Source organism: Psychrobacter sp. NPDC078501, from assembly GCF_044900935.1.
Taxonomy (GTDB): domain Bacteria; phylum Pseudomonadota; class Gammaproteobacteria; order Pseudomonadales; family Moraxellaceae; genus Psychrobacter.
Map to the genome: position 1 here is coordinate 14,535 of NZ_JBJDOS010000007.1, position 16,716 is coordinate 31,250.

Consider the following 16,716-nt stretch of genomic DNA (forward strand, 5'->3'; position numbering starts at 1 on the left):
AAATGAGGACACGCCCTAGCGATAATGACGCCCTTATTTAGATAACTAACGCTAACTATAGATTGAACTGAGAGCATGACTTGCTGCTAACGCACATGTAAAAAAGCCATCGCCGTCATAACAGCATCGTTATAAGCATCATGCGCGCCCAGTTCAGGAATATTGTAATGGGCTAATATGCGAGTCAGATGTTGGGCTTGGCCAGAAAGCCCTTGTGTGTGACCACTGATACGCCGACTGTACAGATGACGCAAATCTATGACTTCGTTTGGTAGCGGGGTTCCCATATAGCGTTTAACCAAAGGATTCAAAAAAGCCATGTCTAGCTGTGTACAGAATCCAACGATTGGTCGATTACCTATGAATGGTAGTAGTAGTGCCAACATGTCATCGTAACTCATGCCATGTTCAACGTCGGCGGTACGTAGGCCATGGATGACAATAGTGTCGCGGTCTGGCATTACAGGAGGACTGCAAACCAAATGCATACCATTACCTGTGTCGATGGTATTGCCATTAATATGTATCACTGCTACAGACAGCAGGTGATGCTTCTTGGGGTTCAGCCCTGTCATCTCGCAATCAATCGCCACCCACTGCTCAGCCGAAGGTGTCGTAAACATTGAGGCCAGCTCTGGACGCTGCAATTGCGTCTTTTGCCAAGCACAAGATAACTGCTGTAACCAGCTCATATTGGTTGCTCATCCATCTATGTTGTTTTTGTATTTGGGATCTTTATCTATTCATGAATCCTCTGTATTAAGACGGCCACGTTTATGCGATTTCTAACTGATAGTGTTGACGTAATTGATTCTTAAAGCTTTTGACCACGGCCAGACACTCTTTGAGTAGGTCACGTTCAAGTGCAGTCAAAGTCGTAGGGTCTACTTGCCGTGCATACTTATCGTCGGTCGAGAGCGCCACAGATAAGCGCTGCGCCATAAAAAACTCTAGCGCTTCTAGCAGCGTATCAGCGCGTTCTTGAGTCATAGCATCAACCTGCACCAAAGCCTTTAAACGCGCCTTGGTACTAGGCACGTCGAGCACATTGTTTTCTAAAGCTAAGGTACGGATGCCATGCACCAAGGGAAATATACCGGCTTTTTTTAGGTCGATATCAGATGATGCTGATTTACCACCCAATAAAGGGACAAACTTTTGCCACCATTGATTAACATCGCCAAACTGTAGCGCTGCCCGTGCAAACTGCCTGACAAACATAGGGTCTGCTTGTTGATGAGTAAGCTTTAAATGCTGACGTACTTGAGTAAGCAGTGACTCATCGCCGCAGACGTATTCACCATCTAGTATCGCAGACAAGTAAATACCATGCATCGGGTCGGAGTTTCTAAACCATAGGTCAATTTGCGCAGTGAATTGCTTAAGTGATTGTCGCCACATAGGATTGGTCATCATAATATTGCCATCACACAGTGGGTAGCCAAGCGTTGCTAAATGGCTATTAAAAGTATCAGCAAACTGTGCTAGGTCAGGATGCGTATAGCCATCGCGAATGATGAGCGCGTTGTCCTGATCGGTACGCATGATTTGCTCACCGCGCCCTTCTGAACCCATAACAATAAGGCAAGTATTGGCCATCACTTCATCAGGTACGATTAGCTGCCATAGTTTGGTAAATACCTGCGCATTTAGCGTCTGTACCATACGACTGATATTGCCGATTTTGACACCATTATGATGCTGTGCACGAATATAGCGACCGATCAGCTCAACAGCGGTATCTAGGCTAGATAAGTCCTGTGCTTGCTCGATTTGAATACTAATGAGCTGTGAATGATGGCCAATGTGAGCGAGCATATCGCTTTGCCCAAGCACACCGACGACATCGCCACTCTTATCAATAACTGGCAGTCTATGAATACGATAGCGAGTCATGGTCAGCAGCGCATCGCCAATCTCATCACTGGCTTTGATCGTGCGCAGATTAAAATTTGCATAGCGCTGGCAAAGAGTAGTAGCAGGATCTTGTTTATCACTTACTGCGCGACAAATATCAGTATCGGTCAGAATCCCTAAGAGTAATCTTGTCTCATGTTGCGCTGTTTGTGAGCCATCTAAATCATCTAGTTGTAAGTCACCTAAGTTATTTAAACCCTCTAAGCTATGTAGCGGTCGGACTAGTACATGTTTTAATCCAGCTTTGGTCATGATGCGGGCCGCTTCGTACAAGCTATCATCGGCATCGACGATATGTACTGGTAACAGATGAACATCTATCACTGGCTGCAGCATGATTTGCTGTACTTCTTGTTGGTTGGTATAGCTGGCAGGATCTAGCGTTTTATTATGACGTCGTTGGCGCAATGCTTTTAATCGCTCAGGCAGCTTGTCTGATAGCATTTGGCGTACCAAATGATTTTGCGCGCTGATTTTATCGATAGCAGTGCCAGCGACTTGGAGCAGTAACGTCTCTTCATTGGCTCGGAATTGATAGGGCTGTATAGGTGTACTTTCAGGCTCTAGCTGATTATCCTTGGTAAGTGATTCAGGTAAGCGGCGGCTATCAAACCAATCATTATTGTTCAGACCGTCAGCGTGATTGCTACCTACATAGGACGCGACAAATTCACCATCTAATGATTGCTCGATTTGCCCTTTGATGACCACATACAGACATTGCAATTCTCCTGCAGGCAAGCTTTCATTTTTGGCAAGGTAGCGTATTTGGGTGTTTTTTCTAATGCTTTGACGCTCGGCTAAGCTCAATACGTCGAAGGGCGGTTGGCTAAAATCAAGATGGGGCATGGCATCATCCTTGATGGCATATTTTCGGCAGAGACTTTACTATAGCATTAATAAAACAAAAAGCCTCCAATAACCCTATCTATATTGTGGTTATTGGAGGCTTTTTGCTACTGCGACATTTATTCCAGCTACATTAGATTTTTCTAATTAGCTTTAAGCACCTAATAATTTGCGAATACGACTGATTGCTTCTCGGCTCTCATCGACACTCGCGACCAGAGCGATACGCACATAACCTTGTCCAGGATTATGACCATCAACTTCACGTGACAAATAGCGTCCTGCCAATGCATGGATATTGGCTTGCTCATACAACGCTTTGACAAAGATTTCATCATCACCGCCGAACTGCTCAGGTACTTTGACCCAGAAGTAGAACCCAGCATCAGGCATGCGTAACTCTAGCAATTCCCCAAGCTCAGACATCCATAGAGCAAACTTCTCTTGGTATAACGCGCGATTATGAGCGACGTGTTTTTCATCTTGCCACGCAGCGATAGAGGCCAACTGATGAGGTATCGGCATCGCACAACCTTGGTAAGTACGATATTGCAAATAAGCCTGCAAAACTTTGGCATCACCAGCCACAAATCCAGAGCGTAAACCCGGTAAGTTTGAACGTTTGGATAGAGAGTGGAACACGATACAGTTTTTGAAATCACGGCGACCAAGAGCCGCACAAGCTTGGAGCAATCCAATCGGTGCTGTATCAAAATACAGTTCGCTATAACACTCGTCACTGGCAATAATAAAACCGTACTGATCTGATAGGCGAATGAGGTATTCCCAATCATCCATTGTCATGACGGCGCCTGTTGGATTGTTTGGGCTACAGACAAACAATAGCTGCGTACGAGTCCAAACGTCTTTTGGTACCGCGCGATAGTCGCCTTTGTAGTCATTAGCTGATGTACAAGGGACAAAGTAAGGCGTTGCCTGTGCCAGTATCGCTGCGCCTTCATATATCTGATAAAACGGGTTGGGCATGACGACTGTAGGCGATGTATCAGACGCTAGAGAATTACTATCTTTGTCAGCTACATCATGATCAACGACCGCTTGTACAAAGCTAAAAATCGCTTCACGTGTGCCCATTACTGGTAATACTTGAGTATTGGCATCGACATGATTTAGAAAAAACCGCTTCTCTAGCCAGTGGGCGATAGTTTGACGGAGCTCAAACATACCGTTTGTAGTCGGATAACGACTTATTTTGTCCAAGTTTTCGCGTAGGACGTCCAGCACAAATGCAGGGGGCTCATGTTTTGGCTCACCAATACCGAGCTTTATTTCACTGTAACCGTTGGCAGGCTTACTGTCGGCAAGTAGTGTTGCCATCTTTGCGAAAGGATAAGGATGCAAATACGTTAAGTTGTGATTCATAAGTGTGGTAACTATAATAGACAATTAATAATAAAGTTATAAAGAAAATTTACATTAGAGCAGTGTAGCACTTCTCTAATTTTTTGTCCTTTGCTTCTTATATCGTGAATTTGCCTTTACTGAACATAAGCTATTCAATTTATGGCTAATAAATAGGTAGTCGTCGAGAAGCCTTTCAAAACTTTCTTTATTTATAACCTATAACAACATAAAAATGATTACTCACAAGAGTATTAGGTCGTTTTAAGGATAGTCTGATATGTCTAGTGTGCTAAATAATGATGATCTCATCGCTAAAGATATCAATAACAAAAACCTTGATAATAATTTGCAGCGTTCCAAACTGTATAAACTGCTCAAAGAACGTGAGCAGTGCTGGTGGCAAGCGCGTCAGCAACTGATTGAGCGTCAGGAAAAGAAAATGTTTTGGTTTGGCGAAAACAGCCTAATTATGTGGCTGTTGTGGCAATTGGTCGGTTATGTGGTAGTAGCCATGGCATTGATGCTACTCAATAATATATTTGGTATCTCATTACCGCTATGGCAGTACGTTTCTTTGTTTGTAATACAGACCCTACTTTTTGTCAGCGCCCTTGCTGCTAAAGGCCAGTTGGAAAACAAACTCCAGCGCAAAATAGATAACGACGAGCTGATGGGCGAAGAGGCGCTCAATGAAATGATTATTTTGGCAGAGGATAGCCTGTATCCTGATGTACATGCCAAATCGCCTATCTCTTTGGAAGCGTTAGATGATTATCTAGACGGACAGTTTCACCTAGCAAGCTTGCAATGTCTGCTACAAAAAGAAGTTGATGCTGGACGATTAATTATGGAGCAGCAGCCACCCGAAGTAGGTGTTTTGCCGCCAGAGCTTGCTGACGATGAACTGAACGAACATGCTAGCGAGATAACTTATAGAAGTACGCTATAAAACGTACTTCTATGATGACTATCAGACTACTTTTGCTAGTTAATATTCAAAATAATGGCTAACCAAAACTATCTAGCCGTATCAAAAATATATTACGCTATTATGCTCTTTCTGAACGGTAAGACTGGCTAACAGAGCTGCCTTTAATGCTTCCAGTCTATCAGGTGAGAGTGGCTTATCGTTTTGATCACTGATATAAAACATATCCTCAGCACGCTCACCTAGAGTAGTAATACGCGCAGCATGTACTTCGATTTGCTCTTGCAAAAACACTTGCCCAACTCGCGCCAATAGCCCTGGCTGATCAAGCGTTTCTAAGCTCATGATGTGCTGGTCTGATGCTTCATTGAATTCAAAGTTAATCACCGTTTTCACTTCAAAGTGTCTTAACTGACGCGGCATACGCTTGTTCGTCAGTTTGAGCACGGTAGGATCTTTGAACGAGTCAATTAAGCGTTGTTTTAGCTCTTGTTGGCTCTCTTCATTGACCAGCAATGTGCCACTAGGATCTAGCAATACATAAGAATCCAAAGCAAAGTCACGGGTCGCTGTGATAATGCGTGCATCTAAAACATCTAGATTCATCTGATCAAATACTGCCATGGTAACGGCAAACAAATTCATCTGATCTTGGGTATAGACAAAGACCTGTACCGCATCAAGTGCCAATTCGCGATGTTCACGCAAAACGACCAATGGTGGACTGTCAGCGTTAGAGGCCAATCCAATCGGTGGGTGATTCAAAATAGCTTCGGTATGCCATAAGATATCTTCTGCAATCTCTCGCAAGAAATACTCATCGCCCAAGTCATCCCACAGACGCAATACTTCATCGCGGTTCATATGCTGGTTGTTGACATTATCTAGCATCGTCAACGCTTGCTTGCGTGTAGCACTAATCATATCTTGACGATTGGTAGGCGCATCGATATCAGCGCGCAAAATGCGCCGAGTTTGTGAGTATAGCTGTTTCATCAGGGTCGCCCGCCAGCTGTTCCATAGCTGTGGGTTGGTCGCATTCATATCAGCCACCGTCAGTACATACAGATGGTTTAGATGAGTTACATTGCCAATAAGATCAGAGAAAATAGTCACCACCTCAGGGTCTGAGATATCTTTTTTCTGTGCAGTAATCGACATAAGAAGGTGATAGCGTGTGAGCCAGCCTACTAAGTTCGCATCTGCCAAGCTCATACCATGCGATAAGCAAAACTCAATCGATTCAGTTTGACCAAGCTCACTATGGTCACCGCCACGGCCCTTAGCAATATCATGGAACATCGCTGCCAATACCAAAATCTCTTTACGCTCGATACGCTGAAAGATAGAGCTGACCAGTGGAAACTCTTCTTGAAAGGTCGGATCTGTAAATCGGTGCAAAATTCTAATCAAAAACAAGGTATGCGCATCTACTGTATAACGATGGAACAAGTCATACTGCATAAGGCCAGTGACTTGCGCAAACGCAGGAATATAGTTACCCAGTACTCCATAGCGATTCATGGTACGCAGACGATGAAACAGGTAATTCTGTTCTTTTAGATTTGATAAAAACAACGCTTTGTGAGTAGGGTTGTCTCTATATATCTGATCGATGCCGCGTGCGGCAATTTTGAGTGCGCGCAAAGTATGGGTGCGAACTTTATCGATGCCATGCTGACCCATCAATAAAAACATCTCTAAGATAGAATCTGGGTGCTGTGCAAAAACTCGATGATGGGCGATGGCAATTTGGTTACCAATACGGTTGAACCGTGCATTTATAGGCTGTTTTTTTGGACGTTCATCGTCAGGCAGCTGTGGCTCTATTATCGTTTCATAATAATGATTGGTCAGCATCTCAGACAGCGTTGATATCTGCATCGCACAGCGATAGTAGTCGCGCATAAACCGTTCGACCGCAGCATTAGGCTGGTCATCAGGCTGGGTCTCGTAGCCCATTAGCTGAGCAATCTCACGCTGATAATCAAACAACAGCTTGTTTTCGTTACGGCCAGTCAGTACATGTAAGTAATGACGAATTTGCCATAAATACCCTTCGGCAAAATTCAGCTCATCAAATTCTTTTTCGGTCAAAAAGTTCTGTTGCACTAAATCATATAGCTTGCTCACGCGAAAATAACGCTTGGTGACCCAGCCGATGATATGGATATCACGTAGCCCGCCTGGTGCTGTTTTGATATTGGGTTCAAGGTTGTATTCGGTGGCATTGTGCTGCAAGTAACGCGCTTTGGATTCTTCCATTTTTACATCAAAAAATGCGCGCGGAGACCACTGTTTATTAACGATTTGAGCGGGCATGTCTTGCAATGCTTCGTTACCGATTAGGAGTCGAGCCTCTAGCTGAGCACTAGCAATCGTATGGTCAAGCGCGGCCTCTAGCGCATCATTAACACTACGTACGGAGAGTGCAGGCTCTAGTCCTATGTCCCATAGTAGAGCGACCAGTTTGTCGATTTTGCTACTGGCATCAGTACCTATCTCACCAGGAGACAGAAGCAAAATATCAATGTCTGAGTAGAGCGATAGCTCGCCGCGCCCGTAGCCACCAGTCGCAAAAAACGCCAAATCAGTCTTATCCAATTCAAACCATTTAAACAACGCAATCAATAGGCTATCGATAGCGCAAGCACGTGCTGCAACCAGTTGGCGAATGTTAGTACCACGTTCTAATGAGCGGCTGATATCGTCATTGATTTGGGCCAACCATTCAGGAATGCCAAGCAGATTCTTGTCTGTCACATTTTTGGCTGACAGTGGGGATGAGTCTGTCGCCACCTCACTTGGTAGTATCGGTAAAGGCGTCAAATCAACAGAGGCGATATCACAATTAAACATGAGTGTTATCCAGTTAAGAGTTTAGAAATAGAACGTTTGAGCTGAGCGCTATTGGGCGTCTAATGTACTGATGGCTAATAAAAGTCACGAATAGCAATTATCAATAAAAGTGCTGATAAGTATATCAATAGAAGTTATTAGGTCATCTGAGTATAAAGACAAAGCGCCTATAAGCACAATACTCAATATGCCCTAATTAAAGACCAAAAAAAGACCGCCTAAGCGATCTTTGATTGTACTACTGCGTCAAAAAACTTAAATCTTCTTCGGGGCGAGTAGTAAATACCTCACAGCCATTGTCTGTTACGACCATGGTGTGCTCCCATTGAGCAGACAATTTGCGGTCTTTAGTAATCGCCGTCCACTCATCAGGCAAAATCTTAGTCTGCCACGTGCCTTGGTTAATCATAGGCTCGATGGTAAACGTCATACCTGTTTTTAGCTCAAAACCAGTGCCTTTTTTGCCATAGTGCATGACTTGTGGCTCATGGTGGAATTCATCACTGATACCATGACCACAGAACTCGCGAACGATACTAAAGCGCTCAGGCTCGACAACGGCCTGAATAGCAGCACCGACATCACCTAAGCGAGCACCGTTCTTGACCACGCTCATACCTGCATAAAGAGCATCTTGTGCCACTTTGCAAATACGCTGTGCCATGATAGAGCCGTTGCCGACGATCCACATCTTTGAGGTATCGCCATAGTAGCCATCTTTGATAACAGTCACGTCGATGTTGATAATATCACCATCTTTCAGCAGCTTGTTTTCAGTTGGGATACCGTGACAGACAACATGGTTGACTGAGGTACAGATAGATTTTGGAAAACCATTATAATTAAGTGGGGCAGGGATAGCCTGCTGCACATTAACAATATAGTCATGGGCAATCTGATTAAGTGCTTCGGTACTGACGCCCACTTTGACATGCTCGTCGAGCATGACAAGGACATCACTAGCGAGTTTACCGGCCACACGCATTTTTTCTATGGCTTCTGGAGACTGGATAAGGGATTTTTTAGTCATCATCGTATATCTTATAATTATGGGTTCATTGTAGATAGATTATACCATAAACGTACTAGTGACACTTTTACGTTAAGTGATAGTGTACCTATCATTATCATTGAAAATAATTGCTTCACAGCTTGGTAAGGGCTTATATGACTCATTAGTCAGACTAATATATTCATATTTTGACAAATTAGTTGAATGTTGCAGGATATATAAGTAATGTAATTTTGCCTGCTAACGGAATTAGCAGCAATTTTTACTGTAGTTGTGCAGTAAAAATAACCAAATCAATGATAACAAGGATGTTGTTATGACGCTTTCTTTGTACATTCGTGCAGCTCTCACACCAAAGACATTGTTACCGATACTGGGTTCAATCAGTGCTGGTGTACTTCTAATGACCATACAAACCACTTCTGCTCAAGCTGCAGGACAATACTATAATTGTGCCAATGCTAACGGTTGCAAGTTGGTAGACAGTAAATATTTCACTTCTAGTTACACTAAAACTCAATATCCAGTCGTCTTAGCACATGGACTTGGCGGCTTCACGACGTTATTTGGAGTCATTGATTATTTCAACGGGATTCCAGAAGACTTGATGAAAGGTGGCTCAGAGGTATATACCACCAAAACATCAGCGGTCAATAATAGCGAAGTTCGAGGTGAGCAACTGCTACAACAGGTCAAGACCATTGCTGCCATTTCAGGTGAGTCTAAAGTCAATTTGTTTGGACACAGTCAGGGCGGTATAGATATTCGTTATGTCGCTGGCGTCGCGCCAAAGTACGTGGCCTCAGTAACTGCGGTATCAAGCCCAGAGCAAGGATCAAAAACCGCTGATTTTGTTAAAGATGTCCTTGAGCCAAATAATACTTCTGGACAGCCATCTAATGTCACCACCCAGCTAGTATCAGGCGTGTTTAATCTGATTGGTGGCTTTACAGATATTGGTTCTGGTATCAGTTTCAATCAAATTCAACAACAAGATGGCTGGCAAGCGCTCGTGGCTCTATCGACCGATGGTGCTGCTAAGTTCAATGCCAAATTTCCTGCAGCAATGCCAAAAAACTATTGTGGTCAACCGACTAGTACGGCGGTCAATGGCATCAAGTACTATTCGTTTAGCGGCGTCGGGCAAATAACGAGCGCACTTGATCCTAGCGATTACCTATTAGCCGCAACGGGCGTACCGTTTGCAGGTGAGTCTAACGATGGATTGGTATCTGCTTGCTCAAGTCGTCTTGGCTATGTGATTCGTGATAATTATAGAATGAACCATTTGGATTCCGCTGATCAAGTCTTGGGTCTGACGGCATGGGGAGAGTCTGAGCCAAAATCTATCTACCGTACTCAGGTAAACCGTCTGAAAAATGCCAACCTATAAGCTGAACTACAAAACAAAAATGCTCATTGATTGAGAAATATCGTTTATGTCAAATAGCCACCGTCCAGCCTATGTCACAGTTGCTATCATCGCCGTGGTTATCATTACCACAGCGGCGGTTATTTTGTGGTTCAAGCCTAGTAACGATATAAATTCAGCTTCAATCAAACCGTCCGTCTCTAATAATGAGACTAACGAATCAGTGACAACTGAGCTGGCTGCGGGACAAGTCGTGAAAGCTACAACGCCACCCAGCCAGTCTCACTTTGTCACAGGATTAGAAAATTTACCACGCTCATTAAAGGGCACCCAAATTGATGGTGAAATCATCATCGATGAAAATAAACAGTTGGTCGTTACTGAGGGTCTGCGGCGTTTGTTTGATTATTTTTTATCCGCCCTAGGTGAGGAAGAGGAAGCGGTTATATTTGCCCGTGTGGAGAGTTATATTCGCCATCACACACCAGAGCCTGCCGCTAGCCAAGCGGTCACTATTTTTAATCAATATGTTGCTTACCTTAAAGCACTTCCTGAGATAGAGAAGCGCTACGGCAATCTGCAATTACAGGCGACCAAAAGTGGCGAGCTGGATTTGAACGCAGTTGCCCAGCAAAAACAAGACATCGCTAATCTACGTCAGCAGTACTTTGATAAGCCAACCATCACAGCATTTTTTGGTGCAGAGGATGATTACGATAACTATAGTATAGAAATGGTCAGAATTGACCAAAATAAGCAGATGTCTGACGCACAGAAACAAGCTGCCCGTCAGGACTATATTAGTCGATTGCCAGAGAATGCTACTAAAGCCAATATCATGCAACAAGCCAATATTAGCGAGTTGATGACTCGCACTGAACAGATGAAAGATCGCGGTGCTACGCCCGAGGAATTATATAATATGCGCCGAGAGCTAGTGGGCGCACCGGCAGCAGAAAGACTGGCACAAGTAGATCAAGAAGACGCTAATTTTGACCAACGCTTCACCCAGTATGAAACTCAAAAGAATCGCTTATTAAGCCAAGATGTCGATGCCGCCCAAGCGCAGATTCAGATAAATCAGCTTGAACAGCAACTATTTAATGACACTGAGCGTAAGCGTTTAGATGGTTATGCGGCATTGCAACGACAGCAAGCTGTGAATAATCCATAATTACCGTCACTAGCTATCGTCAATAGTTACCGTCACTAGCTATCATCAATAACCATCAATAGTCATCGTTGATAGGGATGGGCAAAGTGAGCAAGATTATAGTTAGCAGCTCATTTAGGTATTGGCAAGAGCAAGTAGCTAGATATTTGCAAAGTAGTACAAAATGCATTCCGAATAACTACCCAGTTTATGATGACACCTCCCTGTGAGTCATGCACAATATTGTCATTGTTTAGAGCATTAAATAAAACAATAAATGAATCATAATAAATCTGAGCTTTTACTATGTCTATTAGCGCTTACCGCTTGTCTATTAGCGCTTACCGCTTGTCTATTAGCGCTGATGACTCATGCAGATAGGATGTCTAGTAAAAGTATCGGATGCAATAAAGCGAGGAGTTGATATGAAGAACATGACTAAAGTAATGATGGCCGCGACATTGGCAGTTGGTACACTTGCTGCGGGTTGTCAGACGACGAGTTTGCCTGCGCCAGTCAGTCAGCCAGTCACTGCAGATGTCTTGCAAGCACACAACTGGCAGCTCGTTGATGCCAAACGTAGCAATGGTGAAAAAGTAACGCAGCTATTTTTTGACCCAGCCAAGCCGTTAACGTTAAATTTTATGAATGATAACGGTAGAGATTACGTGGCATTTATGAATACCTGTAATAGCATGGGCGCTGGATATAGTGTCGCAAACGGTGAAGTAGAGATTAAAAACGGCATCAGTACTATGATGGCATGTCCTGAACCGCAAGCCAGCTTTGATACTGCCACACTAGCCACTGTACAAGGTAAATATAGCCTTAGTAAGAATGCCAACAATGTGCCTATTTTGACTATTAAAAATAATGATCAAGTCGCTTATTTTAAGGCCATTACGAAGTAGCTTAATGATTGAGTAAACAGTTTGACTGGTTAGTGAGTTTAAACAATTAAAATTATTTGTCTAAAACTACTCATTTAAAATTGCTCATTTAAAGCTACTCTTCTTGAAACGCAAAATGCCTCGCTATCAAGTGGGGCATTTTTTTATCCAAAATTTAGTCCAGTTTAGGTTACACTAGAGTAATGTTTCTGTAATATCTTTGATTTTTTAAATTGATGGTGATGGCTCTGAATTTATGTCGATAACGATCGCTTTTTTAGATATTTATAAGACTTTTATCATCAAGCTCTGTTGGATATGACGCTATGCTGAAAACTGCCATAAATAAAACAACCATATGTAAAGGGAGTCTATCTAAATCAAACATAGATAGACTAATGATAAAAGCACCTATTGCCATCGGCGTATTTGCCGTCCTCACTGGCTGTCAGACATTACCCAATACATCAGTAAAAAAGCCAACCAGTACAGTCGAGACCAATCCGCTGACTGTACGTATGCCAGCGATTGATCGCCGAGGATATATTGCCTATGTAGAAGAGCAGGGCGCAGGTACGGCCAAAGTATCGACACTCTATAGCATTCGTCCTGACGGTAGCGATCGTCAGCTCATCGATCAGCTTAATGGCTATATCTATGCGCCAGCGTGGTCGGCAGATGGACAACTGCTTGCCTATAGCAAACAAACCCCGCGTGAGCATCCCAAAATTTATATTTATGATCGTAGTAGCAATACGCGCAATCTAGTGGTAAATGCTGAAGGCAGCAATATGTCAGCGTCATTCTCACCCGATGGTCAAGATTTGCTTTATAGCTCTACTGTCGGTGGTAATGCTGATATCTATAAGATGCGTCTGAGTGATGGCAGTACCCAGCAGTTAACGACTCTGCCGAGTACAGAGGTACAGCCAAGTTATGCTGCGGATGGTAAGAGTTTTGTCTATACCAGTGATAAAGTCCGTGCTGGACGACCGCGAATTTATCGTTATGACTTCGCTACAGGCAATGCGACACCTGTATCAACAAATGGGTATGTGGCTAGTCCTCAGCTTAGCTTAGATGGTCAGCGTATGGCTTATCTAAATGGTCGCAAGGCGGCTGTCATGACCTTAACGACTGGACAGGTGGTCAACTTGGCAGAAACAGGGCTTGATGAGCCCGCACGTCTATCTCCCTCTGGTAATTATGCTGTCTATCCAACTCGCCGCTTGAATGTGGGCGGGCAAGCAGCAGGCCAAAATGGTGGTAGTCTAGTTATCCATTCGCTGTCAGGTAATACCAGCTATGCCATTAGCGGCCAAAATGGTGGAGTCGTGCGCTCACCGATATGGGGACGTTAATGTATTAAACGCATATCGAAATTCTAATATTTAATTCAAAAATAAGATAAATCTGAGGATAAAAACGTATGGCGCACAAAAAAAAGAACGTCCGCAAAAAACTTTGCCCTGTCTGCGAGCGCGAATTTAGTTGGACTAAAAAGTTAGATAAAAACTGGGAGAGCATGGTCTATTGCTCAGACCAATGCCGCCGAATTAAGAAATATGAGGGCGTAGCACATCAAAAGTAAGATTTCACCGCAACACAAATAGTCAAAAGTAGATGGGGGCAAACAATGGCACATAAAAAAGTAAACTTACCGCAAAAAACCTGCCCCGTCTGCCAGCGCCCGTTTACGTGGCGTAAGAAGTGGGAGAAAGACTGGGAGCAGGTGATTTATTGTTCTGAGCGGTGTCGGCGGGGGAAAGATAAAGATGAATAGACCAAAATATAAAGCTTCAGCCGATCATAGATTGGCTGAAGCTTTATTAAGTTGATGGCTCATTATTAGTAATGTTCTTTCATAAGTACTTCTTCCATTCGACGCTGTCGTCTAATTTACAGAAGATGAGATATAGGTCGTTTACGTATAAATACTTTTGCCTAAAAAGACTAAAGTCATTCTCACTAGAGAATAACTCTAACGTTTTTATTGGCTATCAGTAGCTATTACACTGTTGGACTAGGGTCTCGAGAATTTAAACATTTCTTCATCGTCTATGACATCGTCTTGGTTATCGTCCACTTCAATAGTAAGGGCAGTATTACCTGTTACTCGAGCGTAACGCGTGCGTGGTTCTGATAATCCAGTACCCGCATTATCATCATAGATTATTGTAGTAGTTAATTGACCAGTAACAGCATCAACAGTGTAGTTACCCCATTCCATACCATTTTCGGAGTTATCGACTGACCCATCCTCGTCAACTTGCACGTAGATATAAGTGCCATTTTCTAAGAATGCTAAGCCCAGTAGCTCGTTGTCATCAGCATCGTCAAAATCCCAAGGTCCTAAAATACCTTCAGACTTAGTTTCTGAAAAACGATAGCTTTCGTTACTATCAATGATGCCATTTCCGTTTTCATCTACTTTCAGGATAAATTTACCGTTAGATATCTGAGCATAACGCATGACAGAATCTGATAATCCAGAGGTACCGTTTTTATCAAAGATAGGCGTAGCGGTTAGTTTGCCTTCTGTACTACTGACGCTATAACTGCCTAATTCCATACCATTTCCAGCTTCACTAGTTGATTGGCTACTATCGACTTGGGTCTGTATATAAGTCCCATCATCCATGAATATAATGGTTGATAACTCTCCACTAGCGGTATCGTCGCTACTCCACATGCCGACGATTTCAGTATCGATATTGGGCTGATCAGGTTGTGTAACATCTGGTTGATCAGGTTGCGACGTCGGTGATTCATCAGAATCAGAGTCACTTCCACATCCTTGTAAAATCAGTGCTGTTGTCATGGCTAATAATGCTAGTTTAAATGATTTCATTTTTATCTCTCCTTGATTTAAAAATATAAAATCTCACTCAGCTGAAAGTCAGTGCCTTGCATCTCCTCATGATGTTAATTAAAGAATATATAAATCAGTATTTACGAATATAACAAACATTTTTCAGTTAATCCAATCCAAAAAGTATTTTCTAAATGAGTAAAGTGGAGAGGTTGGTTATGAAATGAAAAGAGTGTAAAAGCGAGAAGAAGCTGTATAAAGTAAATTTATTAGCGAAAAGGTCAAAGTATTAAAGGTTCGAAGAGCTTTTTCGAGATACTGTCGCTGGAAGATAGTGAGCAATAAAAGTATTTATTTAAAAAATTGGCAGATATATAATTAAACGCCGTCTCCTTTATTGACTGCATTTCTACTGAATGAAAGAGATAAAGGAGACGGTATATTTAAACGTCATAGCTACATATATTTTTTGAAATCGATTTAAACGTAAGAAAGTTAGTTACTACAAATTGGGTTTCAACCATTTTCTAGCAGTTTTTATATTCTAATTTTCACACTCAGTATAAATTTCTAATTGATCACGACTGAATTTACTGCTGGTTAATCACCATCTCTCTTAGCAAAAATATTCGCCACCAACGCACCACTAAAGTTATGCCACACACTAAATATCGCACTCGGTAAGGCAGCGACAGGATTAAAATAAGTCGCCGCAAGGGCAGCGCCCAGACCGGAGTTTTGCATACCCACTTCCACCATAATGGCGCGGCGCTGTCTCTCCGTAAAGCCAGACAAGCGAGCGATTACATAGCCCAAGGTATAACCCGTCATATTATGTAAGGCAACCACGATAAATACGATAGCACCGCTATCTAAGATGGTCGCTTTAGACACGGCAACCACTGCCGCTATAATGATGGAAATACCCAATACCGACACCATCGGTAATACCTCGGTGACGAACTCAATCTTTTTACCCAAAAATTTATGAAAGATAACACCTAGCAATATGGGCAAAATTACGATTTTCGTAATGGTTATCATCATACTGGCCAAATCAATATCAATCAGTTGACCTGCAAAAACACTGAGCAGAATAGGGGTCAGAAAAGGTGCAAGCAGGGTAGATATAGAGGTAATCGCCACACTCAACGCCACATCACCTTTTGCTAAAAATGTAATTACGTTACTAGAGGTACCGCCCGGGCAACAGCCTACCAAGATGACGCCAACCGCGATTAAAGGATCAAGGTTGAAAATGACCGTTAATAGGTAAGCAATCAAAGGCATGAGCGTGAACTGTGCTAACAGTCCAACCAGTACAGGCTTGGGGCGTTTGACAATCTCTAGGAAATCTTCCGTTTTGAGTGTCATGCCCATCCCAAACATAATGATGCCAAGTATGGGAACGATCAAGAAAGATAACGAAGCAAAAAATTCAGGAAAAATAAATCCCAAAACAGCACTGACCAATGCCCAAATTGCAAAAGTTTTGCCAATCCAACTAGAAAGTAATGCAATCTGATTCATAGCCTGTCTCAAAATAATAAAGTAGACAA

The 16,716-nt window shown here is 42.8% G+C and carries 14 protein-coding genes; 7 read left to right on the plus strand and 7 right to left on the minus strand.

Translation table 11 applies throughout. The features are described 5' to 3' along the window. Positions 1–86: 86 nt before the first annotated feature. The 3 genes from ACI2IW_RS11235 to dapC all read right to left on the minus strand — a co-directional run bounded on the left by ACI2IW_RS11235 (position 87) and on the right by dapC (position 4,149). Positions 87–692 (minus strand): 3'-5' exonuclease, encoded by a 606-nt coding sequence (locus ACI2IW_RS11235; protein ID WP_185156644.1) that lies wholly within the window; start codon positions 690–692, stop codon positions 87–89. An 82-nt stretch (positions 693–774) separates the two neighbouring features. Continuing rightward, complete coding sequence (locus ACI2IW_RS11240; RefSeq protein WP_404693691.1) at positions 775–2,766, minus strand: DUF294 nucleotidyltransferase-like domain-containing protein; 1,992 nt, start codon at positions 2,764–2,766, stop codon at positions 775–777. 153 nt (positions 2,767–2,919) lie between these two features. Continuing rightward, a complete protein-coding gene (gene dapC / locus ACI2IW_RS11245; RefSeq protein WP_404693692.1) occupies positions 2,920–4,149 on the minus strand; it encodes a succinyldiaminopimelate transaminase in 1,230 nt (409 codons plus the stop codon). 259 nt (positions 4,150–4,408) lie between these two features. Here dapC and ACI2IW_RS11250 point away from each other — a divergent pair, with 259 nt between their 5' ends. Next, positions 4,409–5,080 carry a hypothetical protein gene (locus ACI2IW_RS11250; RefSeq protein WP_404693693.1) on the plus strand — a complete coding sequence of 224 codons (672 nt, stop codon included), beginning with the start codon at positions 4,409–4,411 and terminating at the stop codon, positions 5,078–5,080. An 81-nt stretch (positions 5,081–5,161) separates the two neighbouring features. Here ACI2IW_RS11250 and glnD read toward each other — a convergent pair whose 3' ends face one another. Next, positions 5,162–7,918 carry a [protein-PII] uridylyltransferase gene (glnD, locus tag ACI2IW_RS11255; protein WP_404693694.1) on the minus strand — a complete coding sequence of 919 codons (2,757 nt, stop codon included), beginning with the start codon at positions 7,916–7,918 and terminating at the stop codon, positions 5,162–5,164. 238 nt (positions 7,919–8,156) lie between these two features. After that, entirely contained in the window at positions 8,157–8,948 is a 792-nt protein-coding gene (gene map / locus ACI2IW_RS11260; RefSeq protein WP_390178040.1) for a type I methionyl aminopeptidase, read from the minus strand. Positions 8,949–9,246: 298 nt separating this feature from the next. Here map and ACI2IW_RS11265 point away from each other — a divergent pair, with 298 nt between their 5' ends. From ACI2IW_RS11265 to ACI2IW_RS11290, 6 genes are all read left to right on the plus strand, one after another. After that, positions 9,247–10,323, plus strand: a complete 1,077-nt coding sequence (locus tag ACI2IW_RS11265) for an esterase/lipase family protein (protein WP_404693695.1) — start codon at positions 9,247–9,249, stop codon at positions 10,321–10,323. A 46-nt stretch (positions 10,324–10,369) separates the two neighbouring features. Beyond that, positions 10,370–11,476, plus strand: coding sequence for a lipase secretion chaperone (locus ACI2IW_RS11270; RefSeq protein ID WP_101204959.1), 1,107 nt, complete (start codon positions 10,370–10,372; stop codon positions 11,474–11,476). 404 nt (positions 11,477–11,880) lie between these two features. Next, positions 11,881–12,366, plus strand: a complete 486-nt coding sequence (locus tag ACI2IW_RS11275) for an META domain-containing protein (protein WP_404693696.1) — start codon at positions 11,881–11,883, stop codon at positions 12,364–12,366. A 377-nt stretch (positions 12,367–12,743) separates the two neighbouring features. After that, positions 12,744–13,706 (plus strand): Xaa-Pro aminopeptidase, encoded by a 963-nt coding sequence (locus ACI2IW_RS11280; RefSeq protein WP_404693697.1) that lies wholly within the window; start codon positions 12,744–12,746, stop codon positions 13,704–13,706. Positions 13,707–13,774: 68 nt separating this feature from the next. Beyond that, positions 13,775–13,936: a DUF2256 domain-containing protein gene (locus ACI2IW_RS11285; RefSeq protein WP_404693698.1), complete on the plus strand. Its 162-nt coding sequence runs from the start codon at positions 13,775–13,777 to the stop codon at positions 13,934–13,936. A 45-nt stretch (positions 13,937–13,981) separates the two neighbouring features. Continuing rightward, complete coding sequence (locus tag ACI2IW_RS11290; RefSeq protein ID WP_404693699.1) at positions 13,982–14,128, plus strand: DUF2256 domain-containing protein; 147 nt, start codon at positions 13,982–13,984, stop codon at positions 14,126–14,128. Between the two features lie 240 nt (positions 14,129–14,368). Here ACI2IW_RS11290 and ACI2IW_RS11295 read toward each other — a convergent pair whose 3' ends face one another. After that, positions 14,369–15,196: a lipoprotein gene (locus tag ACI2IW_RS11295; RefSeq protein WP_404693700.1), complete on the minus strand. Its 828-nt coding sequence runs from the start codon at positions 15,194–15,196 to the stop codon at positions 14,369–14,371. Between the two features lie 561 nt (positions 15,197–15,757). Next, complete coding sequence (locus ACI2IW_RS11300) at positions 15,758–16,687, minus strand: bile acid:sodium symporter family protein (RefSeq protein WP_404693701.1); 930 nt, start codon at positions 16,685–16,687, stop codon at positions 15,758–15,760. Between the last annotated feature and the right edge of the window lie 29 nt (positions 16,688–16,716).